The 26,784-nt window shown below is 59.0% G+C and carries 26 protein-coding genes, 1 tRNA gene, 1 pseudogene and 1 riboswitch; of the genes and pseudogenes, 18 read left to right on the top strand and 10 right to left on the bottom strand.

The window, feature by feature from the left end; genetic code table 11:
* Window positions 1–352 (top strand): annotated as a pseudogene (locus tag B4M48_RS00005) (phage tail protein); the annotation flags it as partial.
* Window positions 352–789 (top strand): tail fiber assembly protein, encoded by a 438-nt coding sequence (locus tag B4M48_RS00010; RefSeq protein WP_288655702.1) that lies wholly within the window; start codon window positions 352–354, stop codon window positions 787–789. The pseudogene B4M48_RS00005 and the gene B4M48_RS00010, both read left to right, overlap by 1 nt.
* Here the strand turns inward: B4M48_RS00010 and B4M48_RS00015 are convergent.
* Window positions 773–1,168, bottom strand: coding sequence for a tail fiber assembly protein (locus tag B4M48_RS00015; RefSeq protein WP_288655703.1), 396 nt, complete (start codon window positions 1,166–1,168; stop codon window positions 773–775). The genes B4M48_RS00010 and B4M48_RS00015 overlap by 17 nt on opposite strands.
* A gap of 2 nt (window positions 1,169–1,170) precedes the next feature.
* Complete coding sequence (locus B4M48_RS00020) at window positions 1,171–1,602, bottom strand: gp53-like domain-containing protein (protein ID WP_288655705.1); 432 nt, start codon at window positions 1,600–1,602, stop codon at window positions 1,171–1,173.
* On the opposite strand from B4M48_RS00020, the gene B4M48_RS00025 reads away from it, so the two are divergent.
* Genes B4M48_RS00025 through B4M48_RS00065 form a run of 9 tightly spaced genes read left to right on the top strand, consistent with a single transcriptional unit; the run spans window position 1,601 to window position 9,448 of the window.
* On the top strand, window positions 1,601–2,215 hold the full coding sequence (locus tag B4M48_RS00025) for a recombinase family protein (protein WP_288655706.1): 615 nt from the start codon (window positions 1,601–1,603) through the stop codon (window positions 2,213–2,215). The two genes, B4M48_RS00020 and B4M48_RS00025, sit on opposite strands and share 2 nt — an antisense overlap.
* A gap of 45 nt (window positions 2,216–2,260) precedes the next feature.
* The gene (locus B4M48_RS00030; protein ID WP_288655708.1) at window positions 2,261–3,430 is read left to right on the top strand and encodes a phage tail sheath protein; all 1,170 of its coding nucleotides are present in this window, start codon (window positions 2,261–2,263) and stop codon (window positions 3,428–3,430) included.
* Window positions 3,431–3,442: 12 nt separating this feature from the next.
* On the top strand, window positions 3,443–3,958 hold the full coding sequence (locus B4M48_RS00035) for a phage major tail tube protein (RefSeq protein WP_049850600.1): 516 nt from the start codon (window positions 3,443–3,445) through the stop codon (window positions 3,956–3,958).
* Between the two features lie 54 nt (window positions 3,959–4,012).
* Window positions 4,013–4,315, top strand: coding sequence for a phage tail assembly protein (locus tag B4M48_RS00040; protein ID WP_288655710.1), 303 nt, complete (start codon window positions 4,013–4,015; stop codon window positions 4,313–4,315).
* Window positions 4,316–4,329: 14 nt separating this feature from the next.
* The gene (locus B4M48_RS00045; RefSeq protein ID WP_071531062.1) at window positions 4,330–4,449 is read left to right on the top strand and encodes a GpE family phage tail protein; all 120 of its coding nucleotides are present in this window, start codon (window positions 4,330–4,332) and stop codon (window positions 4,447–4,449) included.
* The gene (locus B4M48_RS00050; RefSeq protein WP_288655712.1) at window positions 4,442–7,588 is read left to right on the top strand and encodes a phage tail tape measure protein; all 3,147 of its coding nucleotides are present in this window, start codon (window positions 4,442–4,444) and stop codon (window positions 7,586–7,588) included. The genes B4M48_RS00045 and B4M48_RS00050 overlap by 8 nt, the downstream gene beginning before the upstream one ends.
* On the top strand, window positions 7,588–8,073 hold the full coding sequence (locus B4M48_RS00055) for a phage tail protein (RefSeq protein ID WP_288655714.1): 486 nt from the start codon (window positions 7,588–7,590) through the stop codon (window positions 8,071–8,073). The genes B4M48_RS00050 and B4M48_RS00055 overlap by 1 nt, the downstream gene beginning before the upstream one ends.
* Window positions 8,070–9,170 (top strand): phage late control D family protein, encoded by a 1,101-nt coding sequence (locus tag B4M48_RS00060; protein WP_288655716.1) that lies wholly within the window; start codon window positions 8,070–8,072, stop codon window positions 9,168–9,170. The genes B4M48_RS00055 and B4M48_RS00060 overlap by 4 nt, the downstream gene beginning before the upstream one ends.
* Window positions 9,171–9,229: 59 nt before the next feature.
* On the top strand, window positions 9,230–9,448 hold the full coding sequence (locus B4M48_RS00065; RefSeq protein ID WP_288655717.1) for an ogr/Delta-like zinc finger family protein: 219 nt from the start codon (window positions 9,230–9,232) through the stop codon (window positions 9,446–9,448).
* A 177-nt stretch (window positions 9,449–9,625) separates the two neighbouring features.
* Here B4M48_RS00065 and B4M48_RS00070 read toward each other — a convergent pair.
* A tRNA-Ile gene (locus B4M48_RS00070) sits at window positions 9,626–9,701 on the bottom strand.
* A 293-nt stretch (window positions 9,702–9,994) separates the two neighbouring features.
* Between B4M48_RS00070 and mug the strand changes: the two genes are divergently transcribed.
* Complete coding sequence (gene mug, locus B4M48_RS00075; protein ID WP_039380244.1) at window positions 9,995–10,522, top strand: G/U mismatch-specific DNA glycosylase; 528 nt, start codon at window positions 9,995–9,997, stop codon at window positions 10,520–10,522.
* A 41-nt stretch (window positions 10,523–10,563) separates the two neighbouring features.
* On the opposite strand, the gene rpoD is transcribed toward mug, so the two are convergent.
* The 3 genes from rpoD to rpsU all read right to left on the bottom strand — a co-directional run bounded on the left by rpoD (window position 10,564) and on the right by rpsU (window position 14,742).
* Window positions 10,564–12,411 carry an RNA polymerase sigma factor RpoD gene (gene rpoD / locus B4M48_RS00080; protein WP_039380242.1) on the bottom strand — a complete coding sequence of 616 codons (1,848 nt, stop codon included), beginning with the start codon at window positions 12,409–12,411 and terminating at the stop codon, window positions 10,564–10,566.
* 249 nt (window positions 12,412–12,660) lie between these two features.
* A complete protein-coding gene (gene dnaG, locus B4M48_RS00085) occupies window positions 12,661–14,406 on the bottom strand; it encodes a DNA primase (RefSeq protein WP_039380239.1) in 1,746 nt (581 codons plus the stop codon).
* Window positions 14,407–14,526: 120 nt separating this feature from the next.
* Window positions 14,527–14,742, bottom strand: coding sequence for a 30S ribosomal protein S21 (gene rpsU, locus B4M48_RS00090; RefSeq protein ID WP_001144069.1), 216 nt, complete (start codon window positions 14,740–14,742; stop codon window positions 14,527–14,529).
* A 280-nt stretch (window positions 14,743–15,022) separates the two neighbouring features.
* Between rpsU and tsaD the strand changes: the two genes are divergently transcribed.
* Window positions 15,023–16,036 (top strand): tRNA (adenosine(37)-N6)-threonylcarbamoyltransferase complex transferase subunit TsaD, encoded by a 1,014-nt coding sequence (tsaD, locus tag B4M48_RS00095; protein WP_039385641.1) that lies wholly within the window; start codon window positions 15,023–15,025, stop codon window positions 16,034–16,036.
* 31 nt (window positions 16,037–16,067) lie between these two features.
* On the opposite strand, the gene plsY is transcribed toward tsaD, so the two are convergent.
* Window positions 16,068–16,670 (bottom strand): glycerol-3-phosphate 1-O-acyltransferase PlsY, encoded by a 603-nt coding sequence (plsY, locus tag B4M48_RS00100; protein ID WP_039380238.1) that lies wholly within the window; start codon window positions 16,668–16,670, stop codon window positions 16,068–16,070.
* 107 nt (window positions 16,671–16,777) lie between these two features.
* Between plsY and folB the strand changes: the two genes are divergently transcribed.
* Together folB and bacA are read left to right on the top strand one after the other, a co-directional pair.
* Window positions 16,778–17,137 carry a bifunctional dihydroneopterin aldolase/7,8-dihydroneopterin epimerase gene (gene folB, locus B4M48_RS00105; RefSeq protein WP_039380236.1) on the top strand — a complete coding sequence of 120 codons (360 nt, stop codon included), beginning with the start codon at window positions 16,778–16,780 and terminating at the stop codon, window positions 17,135–17,137.
* A 190-nt stretch (window positions 17,138–17,327) separates the two neighbouring features.
* Window positions 17,328–18,146, top strand: a complete 819-nt coding sequence (gene bacA, locus B4M48_RS00110) for an undecaprenyl-diphosphate phosphatase (protein WP_039380233.1) — start codon at window positions 17,328–17,330, stop codon at window positions 18,144–18,146.
* An 18-nt stretch (window positions 18,147–18,164) separates the two neighbouring features.
* On the opposite strand, the gene B4M48_RS00115 is transcribed toward bacA, so the two are convergent.
* The gene (locus B4M48_RS00115; RefSeq protein ID WP_039380231.1) at window positions 18,165–19,397 is read right to left on the bottom strand and encodes a multifunctional CCA addition/repair protein; all 1,233 of its coding nucleotides are present in this window, start codon (window positions 19,395–19,397) and stop codon (window positions 18,165–18,167) included.
* Window positions 19,398–19,535: 138 nt separating this feature from the next.
* Window positions 19,536–20,159, bottom strand: coding sequence for a TIGR04211 family SH3 domain-containing protein (locus B4M48_RS00120; RefSeq protein ID WP_094110976.1), 624 nt, complete (start codon window positions 20,157–20,159; stop codon window positions 19,536–19,538).
* 204 nt (window positions 20,160–20,363) lie between these two features.
* Between B4M48_RS00120 and B4M48_RS00125 the strand changes: the two genes are divergently transcribed.
* The 3 genes from B4M48_RS00125 to hldE all read left to right on the top strand — a co-directional run bounded on the left by B4M48_RS00125 (window position 20,364) and on the right by hldE (window position 26,059).
* Window positions 20,364–21,674 (top strand): inorganic triphosphatase, encoded by a 1,311-nt coding sequence (locus B4M48_RS00125; RefSeq protein WP_039380227.1) that lies wholly within the window; start codon window positions 20,364–20,366, stop codon window positions 21,672–21,674.
* Between the two features lie 29 nt (window positions 21,675–21,703).
* Window positions 21,704–24,553: a bifunctional [glutamate--ammonia ligase]-adenylyl-L-tyrosine phosphorylase/[glutamate--ammonia-ligase] adenylyltransferase gene (gene glnE, locus B4M48_RS00130; protein WP_071669234.1), complete on the top strand. Its 2,850-nt coding sequence runs from the start codon at window positions 21,704–21,706 to the stop codon at window positions 24,551–24,553.
* A gap of 81 nt (window positions 24,554–24,634) precedes the next feature.
* A complete protein-coding gene (hldE, locus tag B4M48_RS00135; RefSeq protein ID WP_039380223.1) occupies window positions 24,635–26,059 on the top strand; it encodes a bifunctional D-glycero-beta-D-manno-heptose-7-phosphate kinase/D-glycero-beta-D-manno-heptose 1-phosphate adenylyltransferase HldE in 1,425 nt (474 codons plus the stop codon).
* A gap of 39 nt (window positions 26,060–26,098) precedes the next feature.
* Here hldE and ubiK read toward each other — a convergent pair whose 3' ends face one another.
* Entirely contained in the window at window positions 26,099–26,404 is a 306-nt protein-coding gene (gene ubiK, locus B4M48_RS00140; RefSeq protein WP_034828368.1) for a ubiquinone biosynthesis accessory factor UbiK, read from the bottom strand.
* A 171-nt stretch (window positions 26,405–26,575) separates the two neighbouring features.
* A riboswitch (FMN riboswitch) is annotated at window positions 26,576–26,725 on the top strand.
* The last annotated feature ends 59 nt before the right edge of the window (window positions 26,726–26,784 follow it).

The raw sequence follows: 26,784 nt of genomic DNA on the forward strand, positions 1-26,784 counted from the left end.
TTTAGGCGAAGCCGCGAAAATGCCCGCCGCATCAGCCATCACCAACGGTGCGGGCTGGCTGTCCATTCCTGTGCTGATTGGCGGCGTCACCCGCAATATCATTCTGCAGTGGAAATCGGTGAGCGTCCCGATGTCGACAGACGGCACCATGCAGGTGGTCAATACATCATGGCCCGTGGCGTTTCCTACGGCGTGCCTGTCAACCATCCAGGCGTTAACCAACTCGCTCATTTACGCAACCAATGGCACGCCTTTCACGTCGTCAGCCTCCATTGATCGCGCCACGTTTGCCGCAGCAAGCAGCTATTCCAAATCAACATCAACCGTCACCGTATGGGGAGTGGGCTACTGATGAAAGACTACGTTTACAGCGCGTCGCTGAATATGATTTGCGCGTTAGCTCTTAAAAACGATTATGAAATGGCCGGAACGTGGCCTGAAGATGCCGTGCTGCTTGATGACGTTCTGGCGTTAGAATTTATGGGGGCGGCCCCATTGGGGAAAGTAATGTCTGCTGGCGAGAACAGCCTGCCTGTATGGACCGATCTTCCACCGCTGACGGCGGAAGAAGCATTAGCAAAAGCTGAGCAGCGCAAAGCTAGCCTGTTAAGTGTTGCACAAGAAACAATCAGTATCTGGCAGACAAAACTACTCCTTGGGCGTATCAGCGATGCTGAGAAAAACAGCCTAAACCAATGGCTTGATTACATTGACGCGGTTCAGGCTATTCATACCAATATTCTCGCGGATATTATCTGGCCTAGCATTCCGGTTACGCTGGAAGTGTAGGCCATTCAATATCGGGAGCTATTGACGTGTCAACGCGGTTCAGCAGCACGCGGAATTTTCGCCAGGCATGAAGCTGATTCAGCTCAGCGTCTGTTGCCATCCCGATTTTTTCGCCATCTTCCAGAGGCGCGATGCTTTCATCTGCCAGCAGTCGCAGCTCTGATTTCTTTGCTTCCGCCTCTGCGATGTCGTCCGCTTCCGTCCTGATGTAATCAGTTAACACGGGAGGGGTCTGACTGAAGTCAATTATTTGCCCGACAGACTGACCTTCCAGTAGCTCCCTCCAGTAACTTTCACTGATTTCTGCAACGTCATCTGGCATGACTGAAATACCCTCAACGTAAAAGCCGGGGACGCTTTTCGAACAAAAGATTTTCATGATTAATATCCTACGGCGATCCAGCGCACGACCGTGTTAATAAGGGTATTTCCTCCCACAACACGACCCGACACCTTAATGGTTGATAATGATTTTGGAATGATTGAAATCACCTTGATGGAGGTGTCATCGCCCGATTCATTTCCCGCACAACCGGCCACCCAACTGTTGAATGCCACGGGCAAAGTAACGGTACTGCCAGTCGAACCGGTGGAGGTGTAACCCCACTGGATGATCAGTCCGCCGGGCAGTTTCTGATAACCGTTAGTCGCCAGACTGCGGCCAAAGGCCGTCATGTCGGGTAATTGATTATTATCGGTCCCGACCGCTCTTTTCGCGGCTTCGCCTAAACCAAGGTTTTTGAGAAAGATACCCCTGGCACTTATTGGCGGCCTGCTGGCACACTTCGCCGCTTTTAAAAGGGATGAGTCCATGCTGATTGGCTATATCAGGGTATCAACAAATGAGCAGAATACGGATTTACAGCGCAACGCGCTGAAGAGCGCAAATTGCGACCTGATTCTGGAGGATAAAATTAGCGGGAAATCCCGCGACAGGCCGGGACTTAAAAAGGCGCTTCGCACGCTGGGGCAGGGAGACACGCTCGTTGTGTGGAAGCTCGATCGGCTGGGGCGCAGCATGCAGCATCTGGTTATGCTTACCGAAGAGCTGCGCGAGCGGGGCGTTAACTTTCGCAGCCTGACGGACAGCATTGATACCAGCACGCCCATGGGGCGATTCTTTTTCCACGTGATGGGCGCGCTTGCCGAAATGGAACGTGAGCTAATCGTGGAGCGAACCCGCGCCGGTCTGGCAGCCGCCCGCGAGAAAGGCCGTATAGGTGGCAGGCGGCGGCTAATGACGCCGGAAATCACAGAGCGCGCCCGGCGAATGCTGGCGCAGGGGGCGACGCTTCTCCAGGTGTCACTGGTGATCGGCGTATCGGTTAAAACGCTTTACCGCTATATCCCCGCATTAGAGCAGCGGGCACTGCGCTCGTCCGTTGTGTCATCACCCACACAACAGCAAATCAGTGCCCCGAAGTAACATAGCGCCGACCATAGCGGAACCCCTTCACAGGAGAACCGCCATATGGCACAGGATTATCACCACGGCGTGCGCGTTGAGGAAATCAACGAGGGCACCCGAACCATTACCACCATCAGCACGGCGATTGTCGGACTGGTCTGCACCGGCGACGACGCCGACGCGGCTACGTTCCCGCTTAACCGTCCGGTGCTGCTGACCGACGTACTTACCGCGAGCGGCAAGGCGGGCGAGTCCGGCACGCTGGCGCGCTCGCTGGACGCCATCGGCGACCAGGCTAAACCCGTCACCGTCGTGGTGCGCGTACCGCAGGGCGAAACCGAGGCGGAAACCACCGCCAACATCATCGGCGGCGTCACCGACGGCCAGCGCACCGGCATGAAGGCCTTGCTGGCCGCGCAGGCGGTGTGCGGCGTCAAGCCCCGCATTCTCGGCGTGCCGGGCCATGACACGCAGGCCGTAGCTACCGAGCTGCTGAGCGTGGCGCAGAGCCTGCGCGGCTTTGCCTACCTGTCGGCGTACGGCTGTAAAAGCGTGGAAGAGGCGATTGCCTACCGCGCGAACTTCAGCCAGCGCGAGGGGATGCTCATCTGGCCGGACTTCATCAACTTTGACACCGTGCTGAAAGCGGACGCGACGGCCTTCGCCACCGCCCGCGCGCTCGGCCTGCGCGCCAAAATCGACGAACAGACCGGCTGGCACAAATCCCTGTCGAACGTCGGCGTGAACGGCGTCACCGGCATCTCAAAAGACGTGTTCTGGGACCTGCAGGATCCGGCTACCGACTCCGGCCTGCTGAACCAGAACGACATCACCACGCTTATTCGTAAAGACGGCTTCCGCTTCTGGGGTTCGCGCTGCCTGAGCGATGACCCGCTGTTTGCGTTCGAATGCTACACCCGCACCGCGCAGGTGCTGGCCGACACCATGGCCGAGGCGCACATGTGGGCGGTGGACGGCGCGCTGAACCCGTCGCTGGCCCGCGACATTATCGAGGGCATCCGCGCGAAGCTGCGCAGCCTCGTGAATCAGGGCTATCTCATCGGCGCGGACTGCTGGCTGGACGAGAGCGTGAACGACAAGGACACGCTGAAGGCGGGCAAGCTGCTGATTGACTACGACTACACGCCGGTGCCGCCGCTGGAAAACCTGCTGCTGCGCCAGCGCATCACCGATCAGTACCTGGTCGATTTCGCCAGCCGCGTCAGCGCATAAGGAGACTGAATCATGGCATTACCCCGCAAGCTCAAGCACCTGAACCTGTTCAACGCAGGCAACAACTGGCAGGGGCTTATCGAGTCCGTGACGCTGCCAAAAATCACCCGCAAGTTCGAAAAGTATCGCGGCGGCGGCATGGCCGGTGCGGTGGACATCGATATGGGCCTGGACGACGGCGCGCTGGACACGGAATTTACCTGCGGCGGCGTTGAGGCGCTGCTGTTCAAGCAGATGGGCACCCAAACCGTGGACGGCGTGCAGCTGCGCTTTACCGGCTCCATTCAGCGCGACGACACCGGCGAGGTGCAGGCGGTGGAGCTGGTGACGCGTGGCCGCCACAAGGAGCTGGACTCCGGCGAGTGGAAGACCGGCGAATCCAGCACCACCAAGGTGTCCGGCACCAACAGCTATGCCAAGCTGACCATCAACGGCGAAGTGCTCTATGAGATTGATCTTGTGAACATGGTTCACATCGTAGACGGCACGGACCTGATGGAAGCGCACCGCAACGCGCTCGGCCTGTAATCAACCCGGCAGGGGAGACCCTGCCGCCTTTTACCCTTTTAGCGAGACATCATCATGACCGACAAAACCACCGAAAAAACCGTTGAGCTGGACACCCCGATCCTGCGCGGGAAAACCGAGATTAAGAGTGTCGTCGTGCGCAAACCGCAGTCCGGCGCGCTGCGCGGCACGCGCCTGCAGGCGCTGATGGACATGGACGTGAACGCCATGATCACCGTGCTGCCGCGCGTCACCACCCCGGCGCTGACCGTGCAGGAAATCACCGAGATGGACCCCGCCGATCTGGTGAGCCTGTCGGTTGAGGTGGTCACTTTTTTACTGAAGAAGTCGGTGCTGTCGGATTTAGCGACGGCCTGACGGTTGACGATCTGGTGGCGGACATCGCCACCGTCTTTCACTGGCCGCCGTCCGTTACCGAGTTCATGACGCTGACCGAGGTACTCGAATGGCGGCATAAGGCGATAATGCGACACGGGACCAGCGATGAGTGATAAAGACTTGCGCCTGCAGGTTGTTCTTAACGCGGTAGACAAACTGACCCGCCCCTTCCGTTCTGCAAAGGCCAGCACCCGCGAGCTGGCCGACTCCCTGCGCACCGCGCGCGCCAGCCTGAAAGACCTGGACGCGCAGGCCGCGCGCATTGACGGCTTCCGCAAAGCCCGGTCACAGCTTGCCATCACCGCAAACAATCTTAAGGGCGCGCGCGAAGAAGCGGCGAAGCTGGCGACGCAGTTCAGCGCCACCAACCGGCCCACCGCCGCGCAGGCGCGGGTGCTGGAGCAGGCGAAAAACCGCGTGCGCGAGCTGCAGCAGAGCTATAACGGCCTGCTGGGTTCGGTGCAGCGCCAGCGCGCCGCGCTCACCGAGTCCGGCGTTGATACCAAAAAGCTGAGCCAGGCACAGCGCGACCTGAAGGGCCGCGCCGACGACGCACGCGCGGCGATTGACCGCCAGCAGAAGTCCCTGAAGCGGCTCGGCGAGCAGCAGGCGAAACTCAACGCGGTGCGGGAGCGTCACGCCCGCTCGCTTGAGGTGCGCGATAAAATTGCCGGGGCCGGTGCGGCGACCACCGTGGCCGGGCTGGCGATGGGCGCGCCGGTGCTGGCCGCCGTGAAAGCGTCGGCGGACATGGAAGACGCCATGAAGGGCGTGGCGAAGCAGGTTAACGGCCTGCGCGACAATGACGGCAACCGCACGGCGCAGTTCTACGACATGCAGGCCGCCATCAAGGCCGCCAGCGAGCAGCTGCCGATGGACAACGGCGCGATTGACTACGCCGCGCTGGTCGAGGGCGGGGCGCGCATGGGCGTGACCAACCAGAACGATTCCTACGAGGACCAGAAGCGCGACCTGCTGGCGTTTGCCACCACGGCGGCGAAGGCGTCCACCGCGTTTGAGCTGCCCGCCGGTGAGCTGGCTGAGGGGCTGGGCAAAATTGCGCAGCTCTACAAAATCCCCACGCGCAACATCGAGCAGCTGGGCGACGCGCTGAACTACCTGGACGACAACGCGATGTCCAAGGGATCGGACATTATCGACGTGCTGCAGCGCATGGGCGGCGTGGCGGACAGGCTGGACTACCGCAAGGCCGCCGCGCTCGGCTCCACGTTCCTGAGCCTCGGCGCGACGGCGGAAACCGCCGCCAGCGCGGCGAACGCCATGGTGCGCGAACTCTCCGTTGCCACCATGCAGGGCAAGTCCTTTATGGGCGGCATGGAGCTGCTGAAGCTCGATCCGAAAAAGATTGAGAAGCAGATGACTACCGACGCCATGGGCACCATTCAGCGCGTGCTGGAAAAGGTGAACAACCTGCCCGCCGACAAGCGTCTTACCGCAATGACCATGGTATTTGGCAAGGAGTTCGGCAAGGACGCGGCGAAGCTCGCCAACAACATGCCGGAGCTGCGTCGCCAGCTGCTGCTGACGCAGGGCAACGCGGCCAGCGGCTCCATGCAGAAAGAGTCCGACATCAACAAGGACTCGCTGTCCGCGCAGTGGCTGCTGGTGAAAACCGGCGCGGCCAACACGATGAGCGGCCTCGGCGACACGCTGCGCCAGCCGCTGCTGGAAATCATGGACGCGGTGAAGCGCGTCACCGGCACCATGCGCCGCTGGGTGGAGTCGAACCCGGAGCTGGCCGGCAGGCTGATGAAAATCGCCGCCGTGGTGGCAACGGTCACGCTGGCGCTCGGCACGCTTGCCGTGGGCATGGCCGCCGTGCTGGGGCCGATACTGATGCTGCGCTTCGGATTAAGCATGCTCGGCCTGAAGGGGCTGGCGACGCTCTCGCCGCTGCTGGGCGGGCTGGGCAAGGCATTCGCAAAACTGGCGCCCGGCTTGACGTCTTCAGGTGACGGCATCAAAAAGCTGTTCTCTCTGTTCAGCGGCGGCGAGGCCGGGGAGTCGGTGAACTGGCTGGAGAAAATCCGCGACGCGCTGGCGTCCCTGCGCGGCGGTGACGATGACGAGGATGACGGCGGCATACTGAACGCCTTCCGCGAGGGAGCGCTGGAGAAAATCAAGGAGAAAGCGCAGGACGCCGGGCAGACGCTGGTTGCCTCCTTCCGTAACCCGATGGCCGGTGTGCGGGCGCTCGGCGCGCAGGTGCGCAGTCTGGCCGGTGCCGCCCTTGCGCCGCTGGTCGCCTCGGTGCGCGGCGCCGGTGGCGCGCTGATGTGGCTGGTGAAGTCGCCGCTTACGCTACTGCGCACGGTGCTGACCGGCGTAATCTGGGCGCTGGGTGCGCTGCTGAGTCCCGTCGGGCTGGCCGTCGCGGCGCTTGCCGGGGGGGCGCTGGTTATCTGGAAATACTGGGCACCGATTAAGGCGTTTTTAGGCGGCGTGGTGGACGGCTTCAGGGCCGCCGCCGGTCCCATCAGCGAGGCGTTTTCACCGCTGCAGCCGGTTTTCCAGTGGATTGGCGACAAGGTTCAGGCGCTGTTTGGCTGGTTTAAAGACCTGCTGACGCCGGTGCAGTCCACGGCGGCCGAATTGGACAGCGCCGCCGCGAAGGGGAAAGCGTTCGGGCAGGCGCTGGCCGACGGGCTGAACATGGTGATGCACCCGCTTGACTCACTTAAGGCGGGGATCGGCGAGCTGCTGGACAAGTTCGGCCTCGTCAGCAAAGCGGCGGCTGGCACTAAGCTGCCGCAGCCGCCGAAAGCGGCCAGCGTCAGCGGTGGCGGGGTGACGCTGCCTACGGGTGGCTTCCCGGCGTTTGCGGGCATGTACGACACCGGCGGCAACATCCCGGCGGGCCAGTTTGGCGTCGTGGGTGAAAACGGGCCGGAAATTGTGGGCGGGCCGGTGAGCGTAACGAGCCGGAAACGCACCGCGCAGCTGGCAGCCATGGCGGCGATGACGCTCGGCATCGCGTCCGGAACGGCGGAGGCAAAGCCGCTGCACCCGCTGAGCCTGCCCGCGCAGGCGTACCGGCAGGACGCGCCGCGCCAGCAGTCCGACATAAGCATGGCGCCCGTGAGCATTCACGCGCCGATCACCATCGTGCAGCAGCCGGGCCAGAACGCGCAGGACGTGGTGGACGAGGTAATGCGCAGGCTGGAGGCAAAAGAGCGGCAGGCGCAGTCCCGCGCCCGCAGCAGTTATCGGGATCGTGGAGGGTTTGAATAATGATGATGACGCTGGGCCTGTTTGTTTTCATGCTCAAGACGGTGCCGTATCAGGAGCTGCAGCTCCAGCGCAGCTGGCGCTTCCCGTCGAACAGCCGCGTGGGCATGCGCCCGGCGCTGCAGTTCCTCGGTCCGGACAATGACACCATCACGCTGTCGGGCGTGCTGCTGCCGGAAATCACCGGCGGCAGGCTGTCGCTGTTCGCGCTGGAGCAGATTGCCGAGCTGGGGCGCGCGTGGCCGCTGATTGAGGGCAGCGGCACGATTTACGGCATGTTCGTGATCGAGAGCCTGAGCCAGACCAAAGCGGAGTTCTTCAGCAACGGCGTGTGCCGCCGCATTGAGTTCACGCTCACGCTGAAGCGCACCGACGAATCGCTAGGTGAGATGTTCGGCAGCCTCAGCGATCAGCTGTCGGCCATGCAGGGCGCGGCCACCGACGCCGCCGGAAAAGTGGGCGCGGCAGTGGGTGGGCTGTTCTCATGATGGCGGGCAGCTGGATTAACGGGCAGGCAAACGCGCCCGCCTTCAGGCTGACGCTTGCCGGGGCGGACATCACGCAGAAGATAGAGCAGCGGCTCATCAGCCTGACGCTTACCGACAACCGGGGCTTTGAGGCGGACCAGCTGGACATCGAGCTGGACGACGCGGACGGCCAGCTGCTGATGCCGCGCCGGGGCGTTGAGCTGTCGCTGGCGCTGGGCTGGAAAGGGGAGGCGCTTTTCCCGAAAGGCACCTACACCGTGGACGAAATCGAGCACAGCGGCACGCCGGACCGGCTGACCCTGCGCGCGCGCAGCGCGGACTTCCGCCAGACGCTGAACACGAAGCGCGAAAAGTCATGGCACCAGACCAGCGTGGGCGAGGTGGTGAAAGAGATTGCCGGGCGGCACAAGCTCAAAACGGCAATAGGCGACGACGTGGCGAAGATGGCCGTGGATCATATCGACCAGACCAACGAGTCAGACGCCAGCTTCCTGATGCGGCTAGCGAAACAGTGCGGCGCGGTGGCCTGCATCAAAAACGGCAACCTACTGTTTATCCGGCAGGGGCAGGGCAAAACAGCGAGCGGAAAAGTGCTGCCCGCCATCACCCTCGTGCGCAAAGACGGCGACGGCCACCGCTTTACCCTGGCTGACCGTGACGCCTACACCGGCGTGATCGCGAGCTGGCTGCACACCCGCGAGCCGGAGAAGAAGCCGGAAGCCACGGTGAAGCGCAGGCGGCGCAAACCCGCCGCTCAGAAGAAGGAGCCGGAGGCAAAGCAGGGCGACTATCTGATCGGCACGGATGAAAACGTCCTGGTGCTGAGCCGCACCTATGCGAACCGGGCCAACGCCGAGCGTGCCGCCAAAATGCAGTGGGAACGGCTGCAGCGCGGGGTGGCAACGTTCTCTATTCAGCTGGCGCGCGGACGGGCCGATCTCTACACGGAAATGCCGGTGAAGGTGAGCGGGTTCAAGCAGCAGATTGATGCGGCGGAATGGATTATCACGACGCTGACGCACGGACTGAGCGCGGAAAGCGGATATACAACAAGCATTGAGCTTGAAGTGAAAATTGACTCACTTGAGATGGAATAAATTAGGTTTAATCTAATTTTAATTGTAGCATTAGCAAAAAAGCTAAGCCGGAGGCGCGTATGATGAACTGTCCTTTGTGTGGCAATGCTGCACATACCCGTAGTAGTTTCCAAGTATCCAAGGAAACAAAAGAGCGTTACAACCAGTGCCAGAACATCAATTGCAGTTGTACGTTTAAATCCCACGAAACGGTTTCAGAAATAATCATGAGTCCTGGGAAAATCAAACCCGTTCCTCCTCATCCAGATCGTTCTTTACAAGGCTCACTTTGGATGTGAGCGTTGTACTTACATTACCCGCTTAGGCGGGTTTTTTTATGCCCGGGGTTTGCCCGCTTTGCTTGAGAGTGTCGCAACCCTGAAAAGTCGTGCGACACTTTTGCGACACTGCCAGATTAGGCAACAAAAAAGCCACCCTGAGAGGTGGCTTAAATATATGATTTACATCACTAAATTTGGTGGCCCCTGCTGGGTTTGAACCAGCGACCAAGCGATTATGAGTCGCCTGCTCTAACCACTGAGCTAAGGGGCCAGTAGTGCGGGGATTATAAAGTATCTGGCAAAGGCGATCCAGCGTTCACCGATCGGTTGATGAAAATTAGCACAATGGTGAGTGATTGATATTAATGAAAAAATCAGCGTGCTGCTGTGACAGGAGTGATTGCCACAGCAGTTTGAGCGTTTTTTTACTGCACAGGCGGTAAAAGAAATCGTTAACTCGTTGGGCGGCTGGCGCAGGGTTTTCACTTATCGCAATCGCCATGCTTTCCCCATCCCGCTGAATAACCTACGCTTTAAGCACGTTTACCAGGTATTCAGAGGCGTATGCAACCCGACCACGACATTCGCGATATTCTCTCGCACGATCTGCAGGTGCTGTTCTGCGGCATCAATCCCGGCAAGTCATCTGCGCATACCGGTTACCATTTTGCGCATCCCGGCAACCGCTTCTGGAAAGTGATCTATCTGGCTGGCTTTACGCGCGAGCTGCTGAAGCCGGAGCAGGAGCGGCGGCTGCTGGAGACCGGCTGCGGCATCACCGCGCTGGTTGAGCGTCCCACCACGCAGGCGAGCGAGCTGAGCGGCGATGAGCTGCGCGACGGCGGGCTGCGGCTGCAGGATAAAATTTTACGGTATCAGCCGCGGGCGCTGGCGGTGCTGGGCAAGGATGCGTATCAGCGTGCGTTCCGGCAGCGTAAAGTGGAGTGGGGCGAGCAGCCGCAGCCGCTGATGGAGACGCGCATCTGGGTGCTGCCAAATCCCAGTGGCCTTAACCGCGCTTCACTGGAGGAGATGGTGGCAGCGTATCGCCAGCTGGCGGATGCGCTGGGTCTGCCGGAGCGCGGGCAATAAAAAACCCCGGCGTGCCGGGGTTTTTGTTTTCCTGCAGACGATTAATCGTCGAGGAAGCTGCGCAGCACTTCCGAGCGGCTCGGGTGACGCAGTTTGCGCAGCGCTTTGGCTTCAATCTGACGAATACGCTCACGCGTTACGTCAAACTGCTTGCCCACTTCTTCCAGCGTGTGGTCGGTGTTCATATCGATACCAAAACGCATACGCAGGACTTTCGCCTCGCGCGCGGTCAGGCCCGCCAGCACGTCGTGGGTCGCAGAACGCAGGCTCTCAGAGGTAGCAGAGTCCAGCGGCAGCTCCAGCGTGGTATCTTCGATGAAATCGCCCAGATGCGAATCTTCGTCATCACCAATCGGCGTCTCCATGGAGATAGGCTCTTTGGCGATCTTCAGCACCTTGCGGATCTTATCTTCCGGCATCAGCATACGCTCAGCCAGCTCTTCCGGCGTCGGCTCGCGGCCCATCTCCTGCAGCATCTGGCGCGAGATACGGTTGAGCTTGTTGATGGTCTCAATCATATGCACCGGAATACGGATGGTACGCGCCTGATCGGCAATAGAGCGGGTGATCGCCTGACGGATCCACCAGGTGGCATAGGTTGAGAACTTATAGCCACGGCGATATTCAAACTTATCAACCGCTTTCATCAGGCCGATGTTGCCTTCCTGAATCAGGTCAAGGAACTGCAGGCCGCGGTTGGTATATTTTTTCGCGATAGAGATAACCAGACGCAGGTTAGCTTCAACCATCTCTTTCTTCGCGCGGCGCGCTTTCGCTTCGCCGATCGACATGCGACGGTTGATGTCTTTAACCTGTTCGATGGTCAGGCCGGTCTCTTCCTCAATCTGCAGCAGCTTCTGCAGCGAGCGCATGACATCTTCTTCAACATCTTTCAGCTTTTCAGACCACGGCTTGTTCATCGCCAGGGCTGCTTTAAACCAGCTCTCACTGGTTTCATTACCGGTGAACAGCGTAATGAAGTTCTTCTTCGGCATTTTGCACAGTTCAACGCACAGCTTCATGATCAGGCGCTCTTGCGTACGCACGCGCTCCATCATTTCACGCATGTTGTTTACCAGGTAGTCGAACTGCTTCGGCACCAGGCGGAACTGCTTGAAGACTTCAGAAAGGTTGTTGATTTCGGCAACGGCATCAGCGTGGCTGCGGCCTTTCGCCTTAATAACGGTGCGGGCTGCTTCATACTGGGTGCGCAGCTCAAGGAACTTCTCGCGCGCCAGTTCCGGATCGATAGAGTTGTCGTCGTCGCTGCTGTCGTCGTCGTCGCTCTCTTCATCTTCCTCTTCGTCGTCATTGCGATCTTCTTCAGACAGCTCAGAACCAACGTGGGTGGCAGTGGGGGCGAGATCTTCTTCAGCGTTAGGATCGACAAAGCCGGTGATGAGATCGGACAGGCGCGATTCGCCCGCTTCCACACGATCGTACTGATCGAGCAGGTAGGTAATAGCTTCCGGATATTCGGCAACAGAGCACTGCACCTGGTTGATACCGTCTTCGATACGCTTGGCGATGTCGATTTCGCCTTCGCGCGTCAGCAGCTCTACGGTACCCATTTCACGCATATACATGCGCACCGGATCGGTTGTGCGCCCGATTTCAGATTCAACGCTGGATAAGACCTGCGCGGCCGCTTCTGCAGCATCTTCATCTGTATCGGAGCTGTTCTCATTCAGCATCAGATCATCGGCATCAGGGGCTTCTTCCACCACCTGGATACCCATATCGTTGATCATCTGGATGATGTCTTCGATCTGATCGGAGTCGACGATATCTTCCGGCAGATGGTCATTGACCTCAGCATAGGTCAGATAGCCCTGCTCCTTACCACGGGTGACAAGCAGCTTAAGCTGTGACTGCGGGTTTTGCTCCATAAGACGGTATCCACACTTCTGTTAATTAGATTGGTGTCGGTCGGCAGCGAGCCAACTATAACAGTGAAGGCATTATGTTTTTGCCGCTGCCTTCAACGCGGCCAGGGCTGCAGCCCCTTTTAGTTCGGCACTTAAGCCGCTTGATATTCGGTCTGAAATCGTTGTGCTCCGGTTCCGCTTATATGGCGTGTAAACCGAAAGCCGCAGGCCAGAACGGGGAATACTCCGCCATTCTGGCCTGGCTGAATCTTATTTTTTCGCTAATGCCTGGCTTAATGCCCAGAATTCGCGCCGCTCAGCGGCACTGAGCCCTTCGGTGCGCTCACGCGCAATCAGCGCTTCCAGGCGCTGCTCCAGCGCAGCATCATATATGCTTGCCAGCGAGTCCTGAAACACCGCTTCGGCTTCCTCATCCACTATCATGTGGTTCCAGGTGGCCAGTGTTTCAAGGGGCTGGCTAAAATTTGTCCCGCGATATAACTCTAGTAGCTGTCCGGTCGTCAGGCCAGGATTCTCTGTGCAGCGGCTGACCAGGTCAACAAACAGCGACAGGCCGGCAAGTTTTGACTGCGCCAGCCCGTCAAGCGTGGGCACAATCGTCGCAAACTGCGGATTCTGCACCAGCAGCGCAATCAGTACGCGCATCGTGGTGCGCTTCAGCGGCGGCGCGACGGGCGGCGTCGCGTTTTCTGCCGCCTTTGGCATCAGCTTGTCTAACTGGTTATCGTCCAGAATGCCGAGTTTATTACCCAGCGTCTGGCGCATATAGATCCGCAGCGTTTCGCCCGGGATCTGACTAATCAGCGGCAGAGCGAGCGTCGCGAGCTTGGTACGACCATCGCGGGTGCTCAAATCCACTTGTGGCATCAGGCTGTCGAACAGAAACACCGAGAGCGGCATCGCCTGCTCCATGCGTGCTTCAAACGCTTCTTTTCCCTCTTTGCGCACCAGCGTATCGGGATCTTCGCCATCAGGCAGAAACATAAAGCGTAGCTGACGCCCGTCATTCATGTAGGGCAGGGCGGTTTCCAGCGCGCGCCAGGCGGCTTCGCGACCGGCCCGGTCGCCGTCATAACAGCAGATAACCGTGTCAGTCGAGCGGAACAGCAGCTGAATATGTTCAGCCGTGGTGGAGGTCCCCAGCGACGCCACGGCATAATCGATGCCGAACTGTGCCAGGGCGACCACATCCATATAGCCCTCCACCACCAGCAGGCGCGCCGGCTGAGGATGGTTTTTTTGTGCTTCATACAGGCCATAGAGCTGGCGGCCTTTATGGAAAATCGGTGTTTCCGGCGAGTTCAGATACTTAGGCGTATCATTACCCAGCACGCGTCCGCCAAAGCCAATCACGCGACCACGCTTATCGCGGATCGGGAACATCACGCGATCGCGGAAGCGATCGTAGCTGCGGCCTTTATCGTTGGTGACCAGCATGCCCGCTTCCATCAGCGACTCGCGGTCTTCCTGCTGCTCTCCGAAACGCTTCAGCACGTTATCCCAGCCGGCGGGTGCATAGCCAATCGCAAAGTGATCGATCACCTGCTGGCTGAGCCCGCGCGAGCCTAAATAGCGCTGGGCCGCCTCTGCTCCCGGACTGCGGAAGCTTTGCTGATAGAAACCATCCAGTTTCTCCAGCAGCTGGTAAAGACTCTGACGCTGATGACGCTCAATCGGGCTGGGGCCGCTGCCTGTTTCGTACGGCACTTCAAGGCCGTGCTGGGTGGCAAGTTCCTCAACGCTTTCCACAAATTCCAGACGATCGTGATTCATCAGGAAATCGATAGCGTTGCCTTTGGCACCACAGCCAAAGCAGTAGTAAAACTGCTTTTCACCGCTGACGGTAAAAGAGGGGGTTTTTTCGTTATGGAATGGACAGCACGCGTGATAGTTCTTACCCTGCTTTTTCAGCTTAACGCGGGCATCGATAAGATCCACGATATCCGTGCGGGCAAGTAAATCATTGATAAAAACGCGTGGAATTCGTCCAGCCATAAGCCCCGATTTTTTTCAGCTCTTAAACGGCAACAAGCCGCGCTTCCTTTCGGAAAGCACGGCCTCTTACTTGACTCTGTCTGCGTTTAACACGCGGCGGAAGCGAACTTCCGAAAGAAATTAGTACAGACGAGTGCGGCGTGCGTTTTCGCGAGCCAGTTTCTTGGCGTGACGCTTAACTGCTGACGCTTTAGCGCGCTTACGCTCGGTCGTTGGTTTTTCATAAAACTCACGACGACGAACTTCAGCCAGAACGCCTGCTTTCTCGCAGGAACGCTTGAAGCGACGCAGTGCTACGTCGAATGGCTCGTTTTCACGTACTTTAATTACCGGCATGTAACTCTCACCTCGATAAAATTCGGTTTTTGCTGCTGACTGCGGCGTCAGCACATCTCAAAATGGTGCAGCATTTTACTCCAGCCGGGGCCAGCTTGTAAAGCACCATGGACAATTTAGAACCAACAGGAGCGTTTGCCTGTGCGGCTGCCGGTTTTTTCAGGCCGTGGAGTATAGCGCACTCTTTGTGCGGCAGAAAAACACTTTTTCCCGTCAAAGTAGTCCGGCGGCAGATTTGCCTGTGCTACACTGCGCGCCGCAAGAAGAGGGTAATAAAGCTATGCGAGTTCTGGGTATTGAAACGTCCTGCGATGAAACCGGCATCGCGATTTATGACGATGTGTCCGGTCTGCTGGCGAATCAGCTGTATAGCCAGGTGAAGCTACATGCTGACTACGGCGGCGTTGTGCCGGAACTGGCATCGCGCGACCATGTACGTAAAACGGTGCCGCTGATACAGGCCGCGCTGAAAGAGGCAAACCTGCAGGCCAGCGATATCGATGCGGTCGCCTATACCGCCGGTCCGGGTCTGGTGGGTGCACTGCTGGTCGGCGCCACGATTGGCCGCGCGCTGGCGTTCGCCTGGAATGTGCCGGCAGTCCCGGTACATCATATGGAAGGCCATCTGCTGGCTCCGATGCTGGAGGAGAATCCGCCGGCGTTCCCGTTTGTCGCGCTGCTGGTCTCCGGCGGACATACGCAGCTTATCAGCGTCACCGGTATCGGCGAATATACGCTGCTGGGCGAGTCAATCGACGATGCGGCGGGTGAGGCGTTTGATAAAACGGCCAAGCTGCTGGGTCTGGACTATCCGGGCGGCCCCATGCTGTCGCGCATGGCGCAGCAGGGTGTTGCGAACCGCTTCCGCTTCCCGCGTCCGATGACCGATCGCCCGGGCCTCGATTTCAGCTTTTCAGGGCTGAAAACCTTTGCGGCAAATACTATTCGCGAGCATGACGGCGACGAACAGGCGCGGGCAGATATCGCCCGCGCATTTGAAGATGCGGTCGTGGATACGCTGATGATCAAGTGCAAACGCGCGCTGGAGCAAACCGGCTTTACGCGGCTGGTGATCGCCGGTGGCGTCAGCGCCAACCGCACGCTGCGCGCGCGAATGGCAGAGATGATGAGCGCACGCGGCGGCGAGGTGTTTTATGCCAGGCCTGAGTTCTGCACCGATAACGGCGCTATGATCGCCTATGCCGGCATGGTGCGTCTGAAGGGCGGCACACGGGGTGAGCTCGGCGTCAGCGTCCGTCCGCGCTGGCCGCTGGCGGAACTGCCCGCTATCTGAAAACAAAAAACCGGCGCGCAGCCGGTTTTTTTTATTCTTTCTTTTTTTTCCGTTTCCAGACGCGATTTTCCTGTCCGCGCCAGAGCCGCTGAATATTGTCATGATGCCGCAGCAGGATCAGGCAGGAGAGCATGGAAACCGGAAACGTAAACTGCGGCTTGAACCACCAGACGTAGAACGGGGCGATCAGCGCGCTGACAATGGCACCCAGCGAGGAGTAGCCGCTCAGCAGCACGGTCAGCAGCCACGTCCCGGTCATCAGGCCGGTAAGATCCCAGCCAATCGGCGCAATCGCGCCAAACGCCGTCGCCACGCCTTTGCCACCGCGAAAGCGGAAAAAGACCGGATAGATATGACCCAGGCAGGCAGCTATCGCGGTCAGGCCAAGATACATAGGCGTCACGTGCAGCATCCAGGCGATCCAGACCGGAACCATTCCTTTGGCCACATCAAATATCAGTACCGCTGCTGCTGACGCTTTGCCGCCGATGCGCAGGACGTTTGTGGCGCCAGGGTTACCGGAGCCTGAGATACGCGGATCGGGCAAGCCTGCGAGTTTACAGACCAGTATCGCACTGGAAATCGAGCCGCAAAGATACGCGAAAATAATCATACCAAGCGCGATAGCACTCATAGCGTCGTACCGTTCCTTTTGGGTCGTTTTGTTGCCGGTAAGCGTGGATAATACGCATAATCCGCCGGAAGTGGTATCCGGCCTGGCCAAAAACAGAGAGTGACATCATGGATATCGTATTTATAGAACAACTCACCGTGTTCACCACCATTGGCGTATACGACTGGGAACAGGGCATGCAGCAGAAGCTGGTGCTCGATGTCGAAATGGCCTGGGACAACCGGCGTGCCGCGGCCAGCGACGATGTCAGCGACTGTCTGAGTTATGCCGATGTCACCGACGCCATCCTCTCGCATCTGCAGGGAAACCGGTTTGCGCTGGTCGAGCGCGTCGCAGAAGAAATCTGCGATCTGTTGATGAATCGTTTCAAAACGCCCGGCGTGCGTATCCGGGTAGGTAAGCCGGGTGCAGTAGCCCAGGCGGCGAGCGTTGGCGTGCGTATTGAGCGCGGGACAATTCCTAAATAAACCCCCTGTGATTGCCATCACAATGAAACCAAATCAAATTATGGTGTGTCTTAGCTGAGGCCGTTGCGTTAAGTGAAACGAAGTAACAGAAAACCCTAAGGTTTTCTTCAGATCAACGCCGGCATAATTTCAGGCGGTAGCAGTTTGCGACCGCCTTTTTACTGTTTAAAACGGATAGGGGAAAATTTTGATGGCAGATATGCATCAGCTATGGGTCGCTGCGATCCTCGGGGTCGTTGAGGGGCTGACCGAGTTTCTGCCGGTCTCATCCACGGGCCATATGATTATTGTCGGGCACCTGCTGGGATTTGAGGGCGATAAAGCAGAGACGTTTGAAGTGGTGATCCAGCTCGGATCGATTCTGGCAGTGGTCGTAATGTTCTGGCGACGTCTGTTTGGCCTGATCGGTATCCATTTTGGTCAGGAGCGTCATGAAGGCACCGGTACCGGTAAGCTGACGCTGATCCACATTCTGCTCGGGATGATCCCGGCGGTGGTGATCGGTTTACTGCTGCACGATCAGATCAAAACGCTGTTTAATCCGATCAACGTCATGTATGCCCTGGTGGTAGGCGGTGTGCTGCTGCTGGCGGCAGAGTTCCTGAAGCCAAAACAGCCAAAAGCAGTGGGCGTGGATGATATCACCTATCGTCAGGCGTTTATGATTGGCTGCTTCCAGTGTCTGGCGCTGTGGCCGGGCTTTTCCCGCTCGGGTGCGACGATTTCGGGCGGTATGCTGATGGGCGTCAGCCGCTACGCAGCGTCGGAATTCTCTTTCATTCTCGCCGTGCCGATGATGATGGGAGCGACCGTGCTGGACCTCTACAAAAGCATGGGCTTCCTGACGATGCAGGATTTCCCGATGTTCGCAGTGGGCTTTATTACCGCGTTCATCGTGGCGCTGCTGGCAATCAAAGTCTTCCTTGAGCTGATCAAGCGTATCTCGTTTGTATCGTTCGCCATCTATCGTTTTATCGTTGCAGCAGCGGTTTACGCCGTGTTTATGTAACAGCGGTTGCGCGGCGGGTTATGCCGGCCGCGCACCAATCAGCGTCTCTTCAATAGCCGCAATCCGGCGCCTGCCCAGCTCTTCCCGCACCTCTGCGCCTTTAAAGCCTGCTGCAATCACCTGCTGCACCGGTACCGCCTGCGCGAGCGCAAACGCCTGACGCAGATAGTTACCCTGCGGATAGGGCATACTCTCGAGCGTGGCGCGTCCGCGCGCGTCCGCCTCACTGGTCAGCGCCATCTTTTCCACCCGCTCCGGCTTACGCCAGGCGTCGATGCGATCAAACAGCGCCACCAGCGCCGCCGCTGACTGTCGCTCAATGGTGTGCACGATGTCATGGAACTCTGTCACGATTAGCGCCAGATCGCGTACGTGATTAGGGACGCGCAGCCGCTGGCACAGGGCGGCGACAAGCGGGACACCCGCCGGGCCATGACCGTGATGCGACGGCCACTTCTCCGGAGGAGTCAGCGCCTTGCCGACATCGTGAAACAGCGTAGCGAAGCGCACGTCGAGCTCATCAGAGAGCGCGGCCGCCAGCGTCAGCGTCATCAGCGTATGCACACCGGTATCGATCTCAGGGTGCCACTTCGGCGGGGCAGGAATGCCGTACAGATTATCGATCTCCGGAAAGAGCACCTGCAGTGCGCCACAGTCGCGCAGTGCCTGGAAATAGACCTGCGGATTGCGCGTCAGCAGTGCATTTTCCGTCTCTTTCCAGACGCGCTCTGCCGTCAGATGCGCCAGTTCGCCGCTGGCAGCCATCTCTGCCATTAGCGCCTGCGTTTCAGCGGCAATGCGAAAGCCAAGGTGGGCATAGCGGGCGGCAAACCGCGCCACGCGCAGCACGCGCAGCGGATCTTCGCTGAACGCTGCCGAAACGTGACGCAGCGTGCGACTGGCAAGATCGCGCTGGCCGTGGCAGGGATCGATCAGGCTGCCATCTTCCGCCTGCGCGATGGCGTTAATGGTCAGATCGCGCCGCTGCAGATCCTGCTCCAGCGTGACGTCGGGCGCGAAGTGCGTGATAAAGCCGGTGTAGCCGCTGCCCTGTTTGCGCTCGGTGCGCGCCAGCGCATACTCTTCACGGCTGTGCGGATGTAAAAAGACCGGAAAATCGCGGCCTACCTGCTGATAGTTCTGCGCCAGCATCTCATCAGGCGTGGCGCCAACCACCACCCAGTCACGATCTTTTACCGGCAGCTGCAGTAAGGCATCACGCACCGCACCACCGACCAGAAAGGTTTTCACTCAACAACTCCAGAGGTATTCAGATAACTGCGCGTCAGGCGCCTGTTTCGTAATTGTTGCATACTTTGGTGGAAAAGCGGGCATGCGAAAGGGGGCATCTGGCGATCCCCCCCGGACAAACGGCTGGCGTACGGCAGATTAATTCATCCAGCGATCTTTCTTTTTACGGCGCGGCACCATATGTGGCAGCAGCAGGCCCAGCAGCAGGCCAACGCCCAGTACGCCGCCCCCGTACATAAACCACTGCATAATGATGGTGCGCTGTTTGTCATCCAGCTGTACGTTGGCTGCGCTCACTTTTTTCTGCGCCACGATCAGCTCATTTTTGAGCTTCTGGTTTTCCTGTTTCAGACCATCAATCGTGCCGTCGCTGTTAGCGACTTTGTTCTGCATTTCTGACGTGCGCTGATTCCAGCTGTTGTCGATATTAGCCAGCTTGTCAGTCAGATCTTTAACCTGCTGCTCCAGCTGCGGCACGCGGGTGCGCAGGCTTGGGGTCGCGCTGAGCTGCGACAGCGGGATCCAGTTGGTTTTGCCTTCTGCATCGCGGATTTGCGCATACTGCGCATCGCTGTTGGTCTGCAGTACGGTAACTTCTTCCCCGGCGTTCAGCTTACCGACCAGGCGATACTGATCGCCTGGACCGCTGCGTACCCAGGTTGATAACTCATCGGAGATATAACGCTTTTCATCAGCAGCGTGAGCGGGGGTGATGGCGCTGAAAGCCAGCAAAGAAAGGGCGGCAAGTGTAATTTTTTTCATTCGATGTCGTATTTTCTTGATGGGCGTAAATTTACCGGCACAGTCTGGAGTTGCCTCGCATAAATCTGAATGAGAACTATCCTGGTCTCAATCCGGCGCGAAAAGGGGCGTAAAAGCACAAGAAAGCCGAGACAGCGTGCTTGTGGTGCATTACTCTCGCCAGATTAACCGTATAAGTGCCAGCAGCGTAGTAAATAAAAAATTATGACCACTGAAATCGAATTAAAGTTCATTGCCACCCCGCAGGCTGCCGCCACCCTGGCAGAGACACTGGCCGCCTGGCCGCATCAGCATGAAGCCGCCCGCGAGCTGACGAATATCTATTATGAAACGGACGACAACCAGCTGCGCCGCTGGGATATGGGGCTGCGCATCCGGGGTGTGGACAAGCGTTATGAGATGACGCTTAAGGCAGCGGGTCAGACGCTGGGCGGTCTGCATCAGCGCCCGGAGTACAACGTGGATATAACGGCGCCGCAGCTTGATATCGCCCGGCTGCCGGCAGAGATCTGGCCGCAGGGTACTGATATTGCCACCCTGCAGCAGCGGCTGCAGCCGCTATTCAGCACGCATTTCCGGCGCGAAACCTGGACGGTAGAGGCAGGTAACAGCACGATTGAAATTGCCTTCGATCAGGGCAGCGTGGCGGCCGGCGAGCTTAGCGAACCGCTGTGTGAAGTTGAGCTGGAGCTTAAACAGGGCACGCCTGCCGATCTGCTCAGGCTCGCGCAGACGCTGGCAGCGGGCGGCGGACTCCGTCCCGGCAGCCTGAGCAAAGCCGCGCGTGGCTATCAGCTGGCGCAGGGTGACGCGCTGCGCCCGGTTCGGGCGCTGCCGCTGCTGAAAGTGACGCCAAAAGCGACAGTAGAGCAGGGGATGATTGCCGCGCTCAGCGCCGCGCTGGATCACTGGCAGTATCATGAAGAGGTCTGGCTGCGCGGTAATCCGGCTGCGCGACACGCTGTGCTGGAGGCGCTGGAAACGCTGCGTCAGGCGTTTTCGCTGTTTGGTGCGCTGGTGCCGCGTAAGGCTAACAGCGAGCTGCGCCAGAAGCTGACCCGTCTTGAGGAGCTGCTGCAGGATGATGCTATCAGTGCGGAAACCCTCTGTTTCTCTGCCACCTCAGTCGAGGCGCAGATGGCGCTGACGTGCTGGCTGGCAGAAGCGCAGTGGCAGCCGTGGATCGACAGCAAAAACCAGATCAAGCTGCAGGGCTCTTATAAACGCTTTTGCGACATCATGCTAAGCCGCGTGGCTGCGGATCTGCGGGAAACCTTTACGGATGTAAAACTGGTCAGCGAGTTTCAGGATAAGGCCACGCGTCTGCAGCGGCAGCTGCTGGCTGTCTGTCTGCTGGCGGCGGCGTATCCGGCTGAAGAGGTATGCCAGTGGATGGCGGGATGGCAGGAGCTGCAGCTCGCCATCCGGGAAAAACAGCAGCACGGCCTGATTCAGCTCGCTACGATGGCCATGCGCCAGCCGCCATTCTGGCTGAGCAGCGGCGTCAGGCGTTAACGACACTATGTAAAATTCAGGGAGAGAGGATGCAGTTACCGTTACCTTCGCTGATGCAGGCGCAGCTGGCCGGCATCGCAGAACGCCTGCAGCTGTCGCTGCCGGCGCTGACGTCTGAACAGGCTGGCGCGCTGGCCTTTAGTGACTTTATCGCAGATAACCTGCAGCAGCAGCCAGCATGGTGGCAGCAACTGCAGCAGCAGCCTCCTCAGCCTGATGAATGGCAGCACTATGCTCTGTGGCTGCAGCAGGCGCTGCAGCATGCGGATAGCGAGGCCGCGCTGATGCGTGAGCTGCGCCTGTTCCGCCGGCATATGCTGGTGCGTATCGCCTGGATGCAGGCGCTGCAGCACGCCACGACCGAACAGAGCCTGACGCAGCTTAGCGTACTGGCAGAAAGCCTGATCGCTGCCGCCCGCGATCGCGTGTGGCAGGATTGCTGTCGCGATTTTGGCACGCCCTGCAACGAGGCGGGCGAGCCGCAGCCGCTGCTGATCCTCGGCATGGGCAAGCTGGGTGGCGGAGAACTCAACTTCTCCTCTGATATCGATCTGATCTTTGCCTGGCCGGAGAGCGGCGTCACGCGCGGCGGGCGACGCGAGCTGGACAACGCACAGTTTTTTACCCGCATGGGGCAGCGCCTGATAAAAGTGCTGGATCAGCCTGGCGTCGATGGTTTTGTTTACCGCGTGGATATGCGACTGCGTCCGTTCGGCGATAGCGGCCCGCTGGTGATGAGCTTTGCGGCGCTGGAAGATTACTATCAGGAGCAGGGGCGTGACTGGGAGCGCTACGCCATGGTCAAAGCGCGTCTGATGGGCGACGATCGCGGCGAGTGGAGCCAGGCGCTGCAGCAGATGCTGCGGCCGTTTGTCTATCGCCGCTATATCGATTTCAGCGTGATTCAGTCGCTGCGTAACATGAAAGGGATGATCGCGCGTGAAGTGCGCCGTCGTGGCCTGAAAGATAATATCAAGCTGGGTGCCGGCGGTATCCGCGAAATCGAATTTATTGTGCAGGTGTTTCAGCTGATTCGCGGTGGACGTGAGCGCTTACTTCAGTCGCGCTCACTGCTGCCAGTGCTGCAGGCCATCGGTGAGCTGGAGTTGCTGCGTCCGCAGCAGGTCAGTCAGCTGCATGACGCCTACCTTTTTTTACGCCGGCTGGAGAATCTGCTGCAGAGCATCAATGATGAGCAGACGCAGACGCTGCCGCAGGATGCGCTCAACCGGGAGCGTCTGGCGTGGGCGATGAACTGCGCCGACTGGAAAGCGCTGACGGCACAGCTAACGGCGCACATGGCCGCCGTACGCGCGGTGTTTGATGAGCTGATTGGCGACGATGCCCCGGACGTTGATGATCAGCCGGAACTGGCGGAATTTGCGGCACTCTGGCAGGACACGCTGGAGGAGCATGAGCTGACGCCGGTGGTGCCGCAGCTGAATGAAACGCAGCGACAGCGCTTTTTTTACGTGCTTAATGACTTCCGGCAGGATGCCAGCCGGCGCACAATCGGGCCGCGTGGCCGGCTGGCGCTCGACCAGCTGATGCCGCGCCTGCTGGGGGAGATCGCTTCGCGTGAGGATGCCGACAGCGTACTGGAGCGCCTGACGCCGCTGCTGCTGGGGGTGCTGACGCGCAGCACCTATCTTGAGCTGCTGACTGAGTATCACGGCGCGCTGCGTCACCTGATCCGTCTCTGTGCCGCCTCACCAATGATTGCCAGCCAGCTGGCGCGCTATCCGCTGCTGCTGGATGAGCTGCTCGACCCCGCCACGCTGTATCAGCCCACTGCCACTGACGCCTACCGTGACGAACTGCGGCAATATCTGCTGCGTATTCCGGCAGAGGATGAAGAGCAGCAGCTGGAGGCGGTGCGCCAGTTCAAACAGGCGCAGCTCTTGCGTATTGCCGCAGCAGATATCGCCGGAACGCTGCCGGTAATGAAAGTAAGCGATCACTTAACCTGGCTGGCAGAGGCGATGATCGAGTCGGTGGTGCAGCAGGCCTGGCAGATGATGGTACAGCGCTATGGGCGGCCATCACATTTGACGCGTGACGATGAGCGCGGCTTTGCCGTGGTCGGCTATGGCAAGCTGGGGGGCTGGGAGCTTGGCTACAGCTCCGATCTCGATCTGGTGTTTCTGCATGATTGTCCGGAGAGTGCAGAGACCGACGGTGAACGCGTCATCGACGGAAGGCAGTTTTATCTGCGTCTGGCGCAGCGCATCATGCATCTCTTCAGCACCCGCACCGCCTCCGGTATTTTGTATGAGGTGGATGCCCGCCTGCGTCCTTCTGGCTCAGCAGGCATGCTGGTCAGCACCTTCGACGCCTTTGAAGAGTATCAGCGTAATGATGCCTGGACCTGGGAGCATCAGGCGCTGGTGCGTGCGCGTATTGTCTTTGGTGAGCCGGCGCTGATGGCGCGTTTTACGCAGATCCGCCACGCTATTCTCAGCCTGCCCCGTGCAACAGCACCGCTGCGGGCTGAGGTACGTGAAATGCGCGAAAAGATGCGTGCGCACCTGAGCAACAAACATAAAGGGCGCTGGGAGATAAAAACAGATGCAGGCGGTATTACCGATATTGAATTCATTGCCCAGTATCTGGTCTTAGCGTCAGCGGCGGATCGGCCGGCCCTGACGCGCTGGTCAGATAACGTGCGCATTTTTGCTCTGATGGCGGAGCACGATATTATGCCTGCCCAGGAAGCGCAGGCGCTGACGCATGCTTACGTCACGCTGCGTGATGCGCTGCATCATCTGGCCCTGCAGGCGCTGCCGGGTCACGTGGCACCGGATCGTTTTGCCCGCGAGCGCGGCATTGTCAACGCCAGCTGGCAGCGCTGGCTGGGCACGGTTGAGTCAGACAGTTGAGGCGTGCGGCGGCATCTTACCCTGCGGCGGGTATATGGTATTATCCGCGCAATATTTTGAGCGTAGTCTGGAGTCTCTGAAATGAAAGTAACACTGCCCGCGTTTGGCAAGGCCACCGTACTGGTTGTTGGCGATGTGATGTTAGACCGCTACTGGTATGGCCCGACCAGCCGCATTTCACCCGAGGCGCCGGTGCCGGTCGTCAAAGTGGATACCATTGAGGAGCGTCCGGGCGGCGCGGCCAACGTGGCAATGAACATTGCCGCGCTGGGTGCCGCATCGCGTCTGATTGGGCTGACCGGTGAGGATGATGCCGCGCAGGTACTGAGCCGCACGCTGGAGCAGGTTAACGTCAGCTGTGACTTTGTGGCGCTGAAAACGCATCCCACCATCACCAAGCTGCGCGTGCTGTCGCGCAACCAGCAGCTGATCCGGCTGGACTTTGAAGAGGGCTTTGATCAGGTCGATCCGCAGCCCATCCACGATCGTATGCGTCAGTCGCTGTCACAGGCTGGCGCGCTGGTGCTGTCAGACTACGCTAAAGGCGCCCTGAGCAGCGTCCAGACTATGATCGGGCTGGCCCGCGAAGCGGGTGTACCGGTACTGATCGACCCGAAGGGCACCGACTTTGAGCGCTATCGCGGTGCAACCCTGCTGACGCCAAACCTGTCTGAATTTGAAGCCGTTGCCGGCAAATGTAAAACCGAAGCGGACATTGTCAGCCGGGGAATGCAGCTGATCGCTGACTATGCGCTCTCAGCGCTGCTGGTGACCCGTTCTGAAAACGGCATGACGCTGCTGCAGCCGGGTAAAGCGCCCCTGCATATGCCGACGCAGGCGCAGGAAGTCTATGACGTGACCGGTGCCGGCGATACGGTTATTGGCGTCCTGGCCGCGGTCCTTGCGGCAGGTGACACGCTGGAAAACGCCTGTTTCCTTGCCAACGCGGCGGCAGGCGTCGTGGTGGGCAAGCTGGGAACCTCCACCGTCAGTACGGTGGAGCTGGAGAACGCTATTCATGCACGTCCCGAAAGCGGCTTTGGCGTGATGACGGAGAGCGAGCTGAAAACCGCCGTGGCTCAGGCGCGTCAGCGCGGCGAGAAAGTGGTGATGACCAACGGCGTGTTTGACATCCTGCATGCAGGACACGTCTCTTATCTCGCCAATGCCCGCAAGCTGGGCGATAGGCTGATTGTGGCGGTGAACAGCGACGCGTCAACCCGACGTCTTAAAGGCGAAACCCGGCCGGTTAATCCGCAGGAGAACCGGATGATTGTGCTGAGCGCACTCGAAGCGGTGGACTGGGTCGTACTGTTTGAAGAAGATACGCCGCAGCGTCTGATTGCCGATGTGCTGCCGGATTTGCTGGTGAAAGGCGGAGATTACAAGCCGGAAGAGATCGCAGGCAGCAAAGAAGTATGGGCCAACGGCGGTGACGTACGCGTGCTTAACTTTGAAGATGGCATCTCCACCACCAACATTATTAAAACGATCCGCAGTCACTGAGCAGACAGCCGGGGGCAGCAGCCACCCGGCTGATCATATTTACTGTGGCGTATCGATTTTACCGGCCGGATCGGGCGTCACCACTGCTGGCGCCGGTGCCGCCGGGCTTTCACTCTCCAGTTTAGCCAGACGCTGCTCCAGGGCTGCCAGCTTTTCGCGGGTGCGCAGCAGGACCTGAGTCTGCACATCAAACTCTTCACGGTTAACCAGATCCATACGGGTCAGCTGCGCCTGCAGAACCTGCCGGATTTTCTTCTCCACGTCGTCGCCAAAGTCGCGGATGCCTTTCGGCATCGCTTCATGGACCTGGCGCGCCAGTTGTTCAATTTTTTTTGTGTCGATCATGGTTATTTCCTGATTGCGGTGGCTGTGAGCAGCACGTTTTCCGACGGTACAAGAAGTAAGTGTAATGCCAGAACCAAAAAGGTTAAACCCGAAATCCGCAACGCATGATGTGCAAAAGCAATTGCACTTTTGTCGATTGCCCGTCCCGGTGAATAACGCTATAGTGATTTTGCTTATTCTCAGGGCGGGGCGAAATTCCCCACCGGCGGTAAATCAGCTTCTGCTGAAAGCCCGCGAGCGCTTTTGCGACCGTGCAAAAGGACAGCAGATCCGGTGTGATTCCGGGGCCGACGGTTAAAGTCCGGATGGGAGAGGGTAACGACATCAGCCGGGTTTATGCCCGCGTCACGTTTTTGCCATGTGTATTTTTCACGCACTCC

Origin of the sequence: Pantoea sp. UBA6567 (genome assembly GCF_002434165.1) — a bacterium.
Classification (GTDB): Bacteria; Pseudomonadota; Gammaproteobacteria; order Enterobacterales; family Enterobacteriaceae; genus Pantoea; species Pantoea eucrina.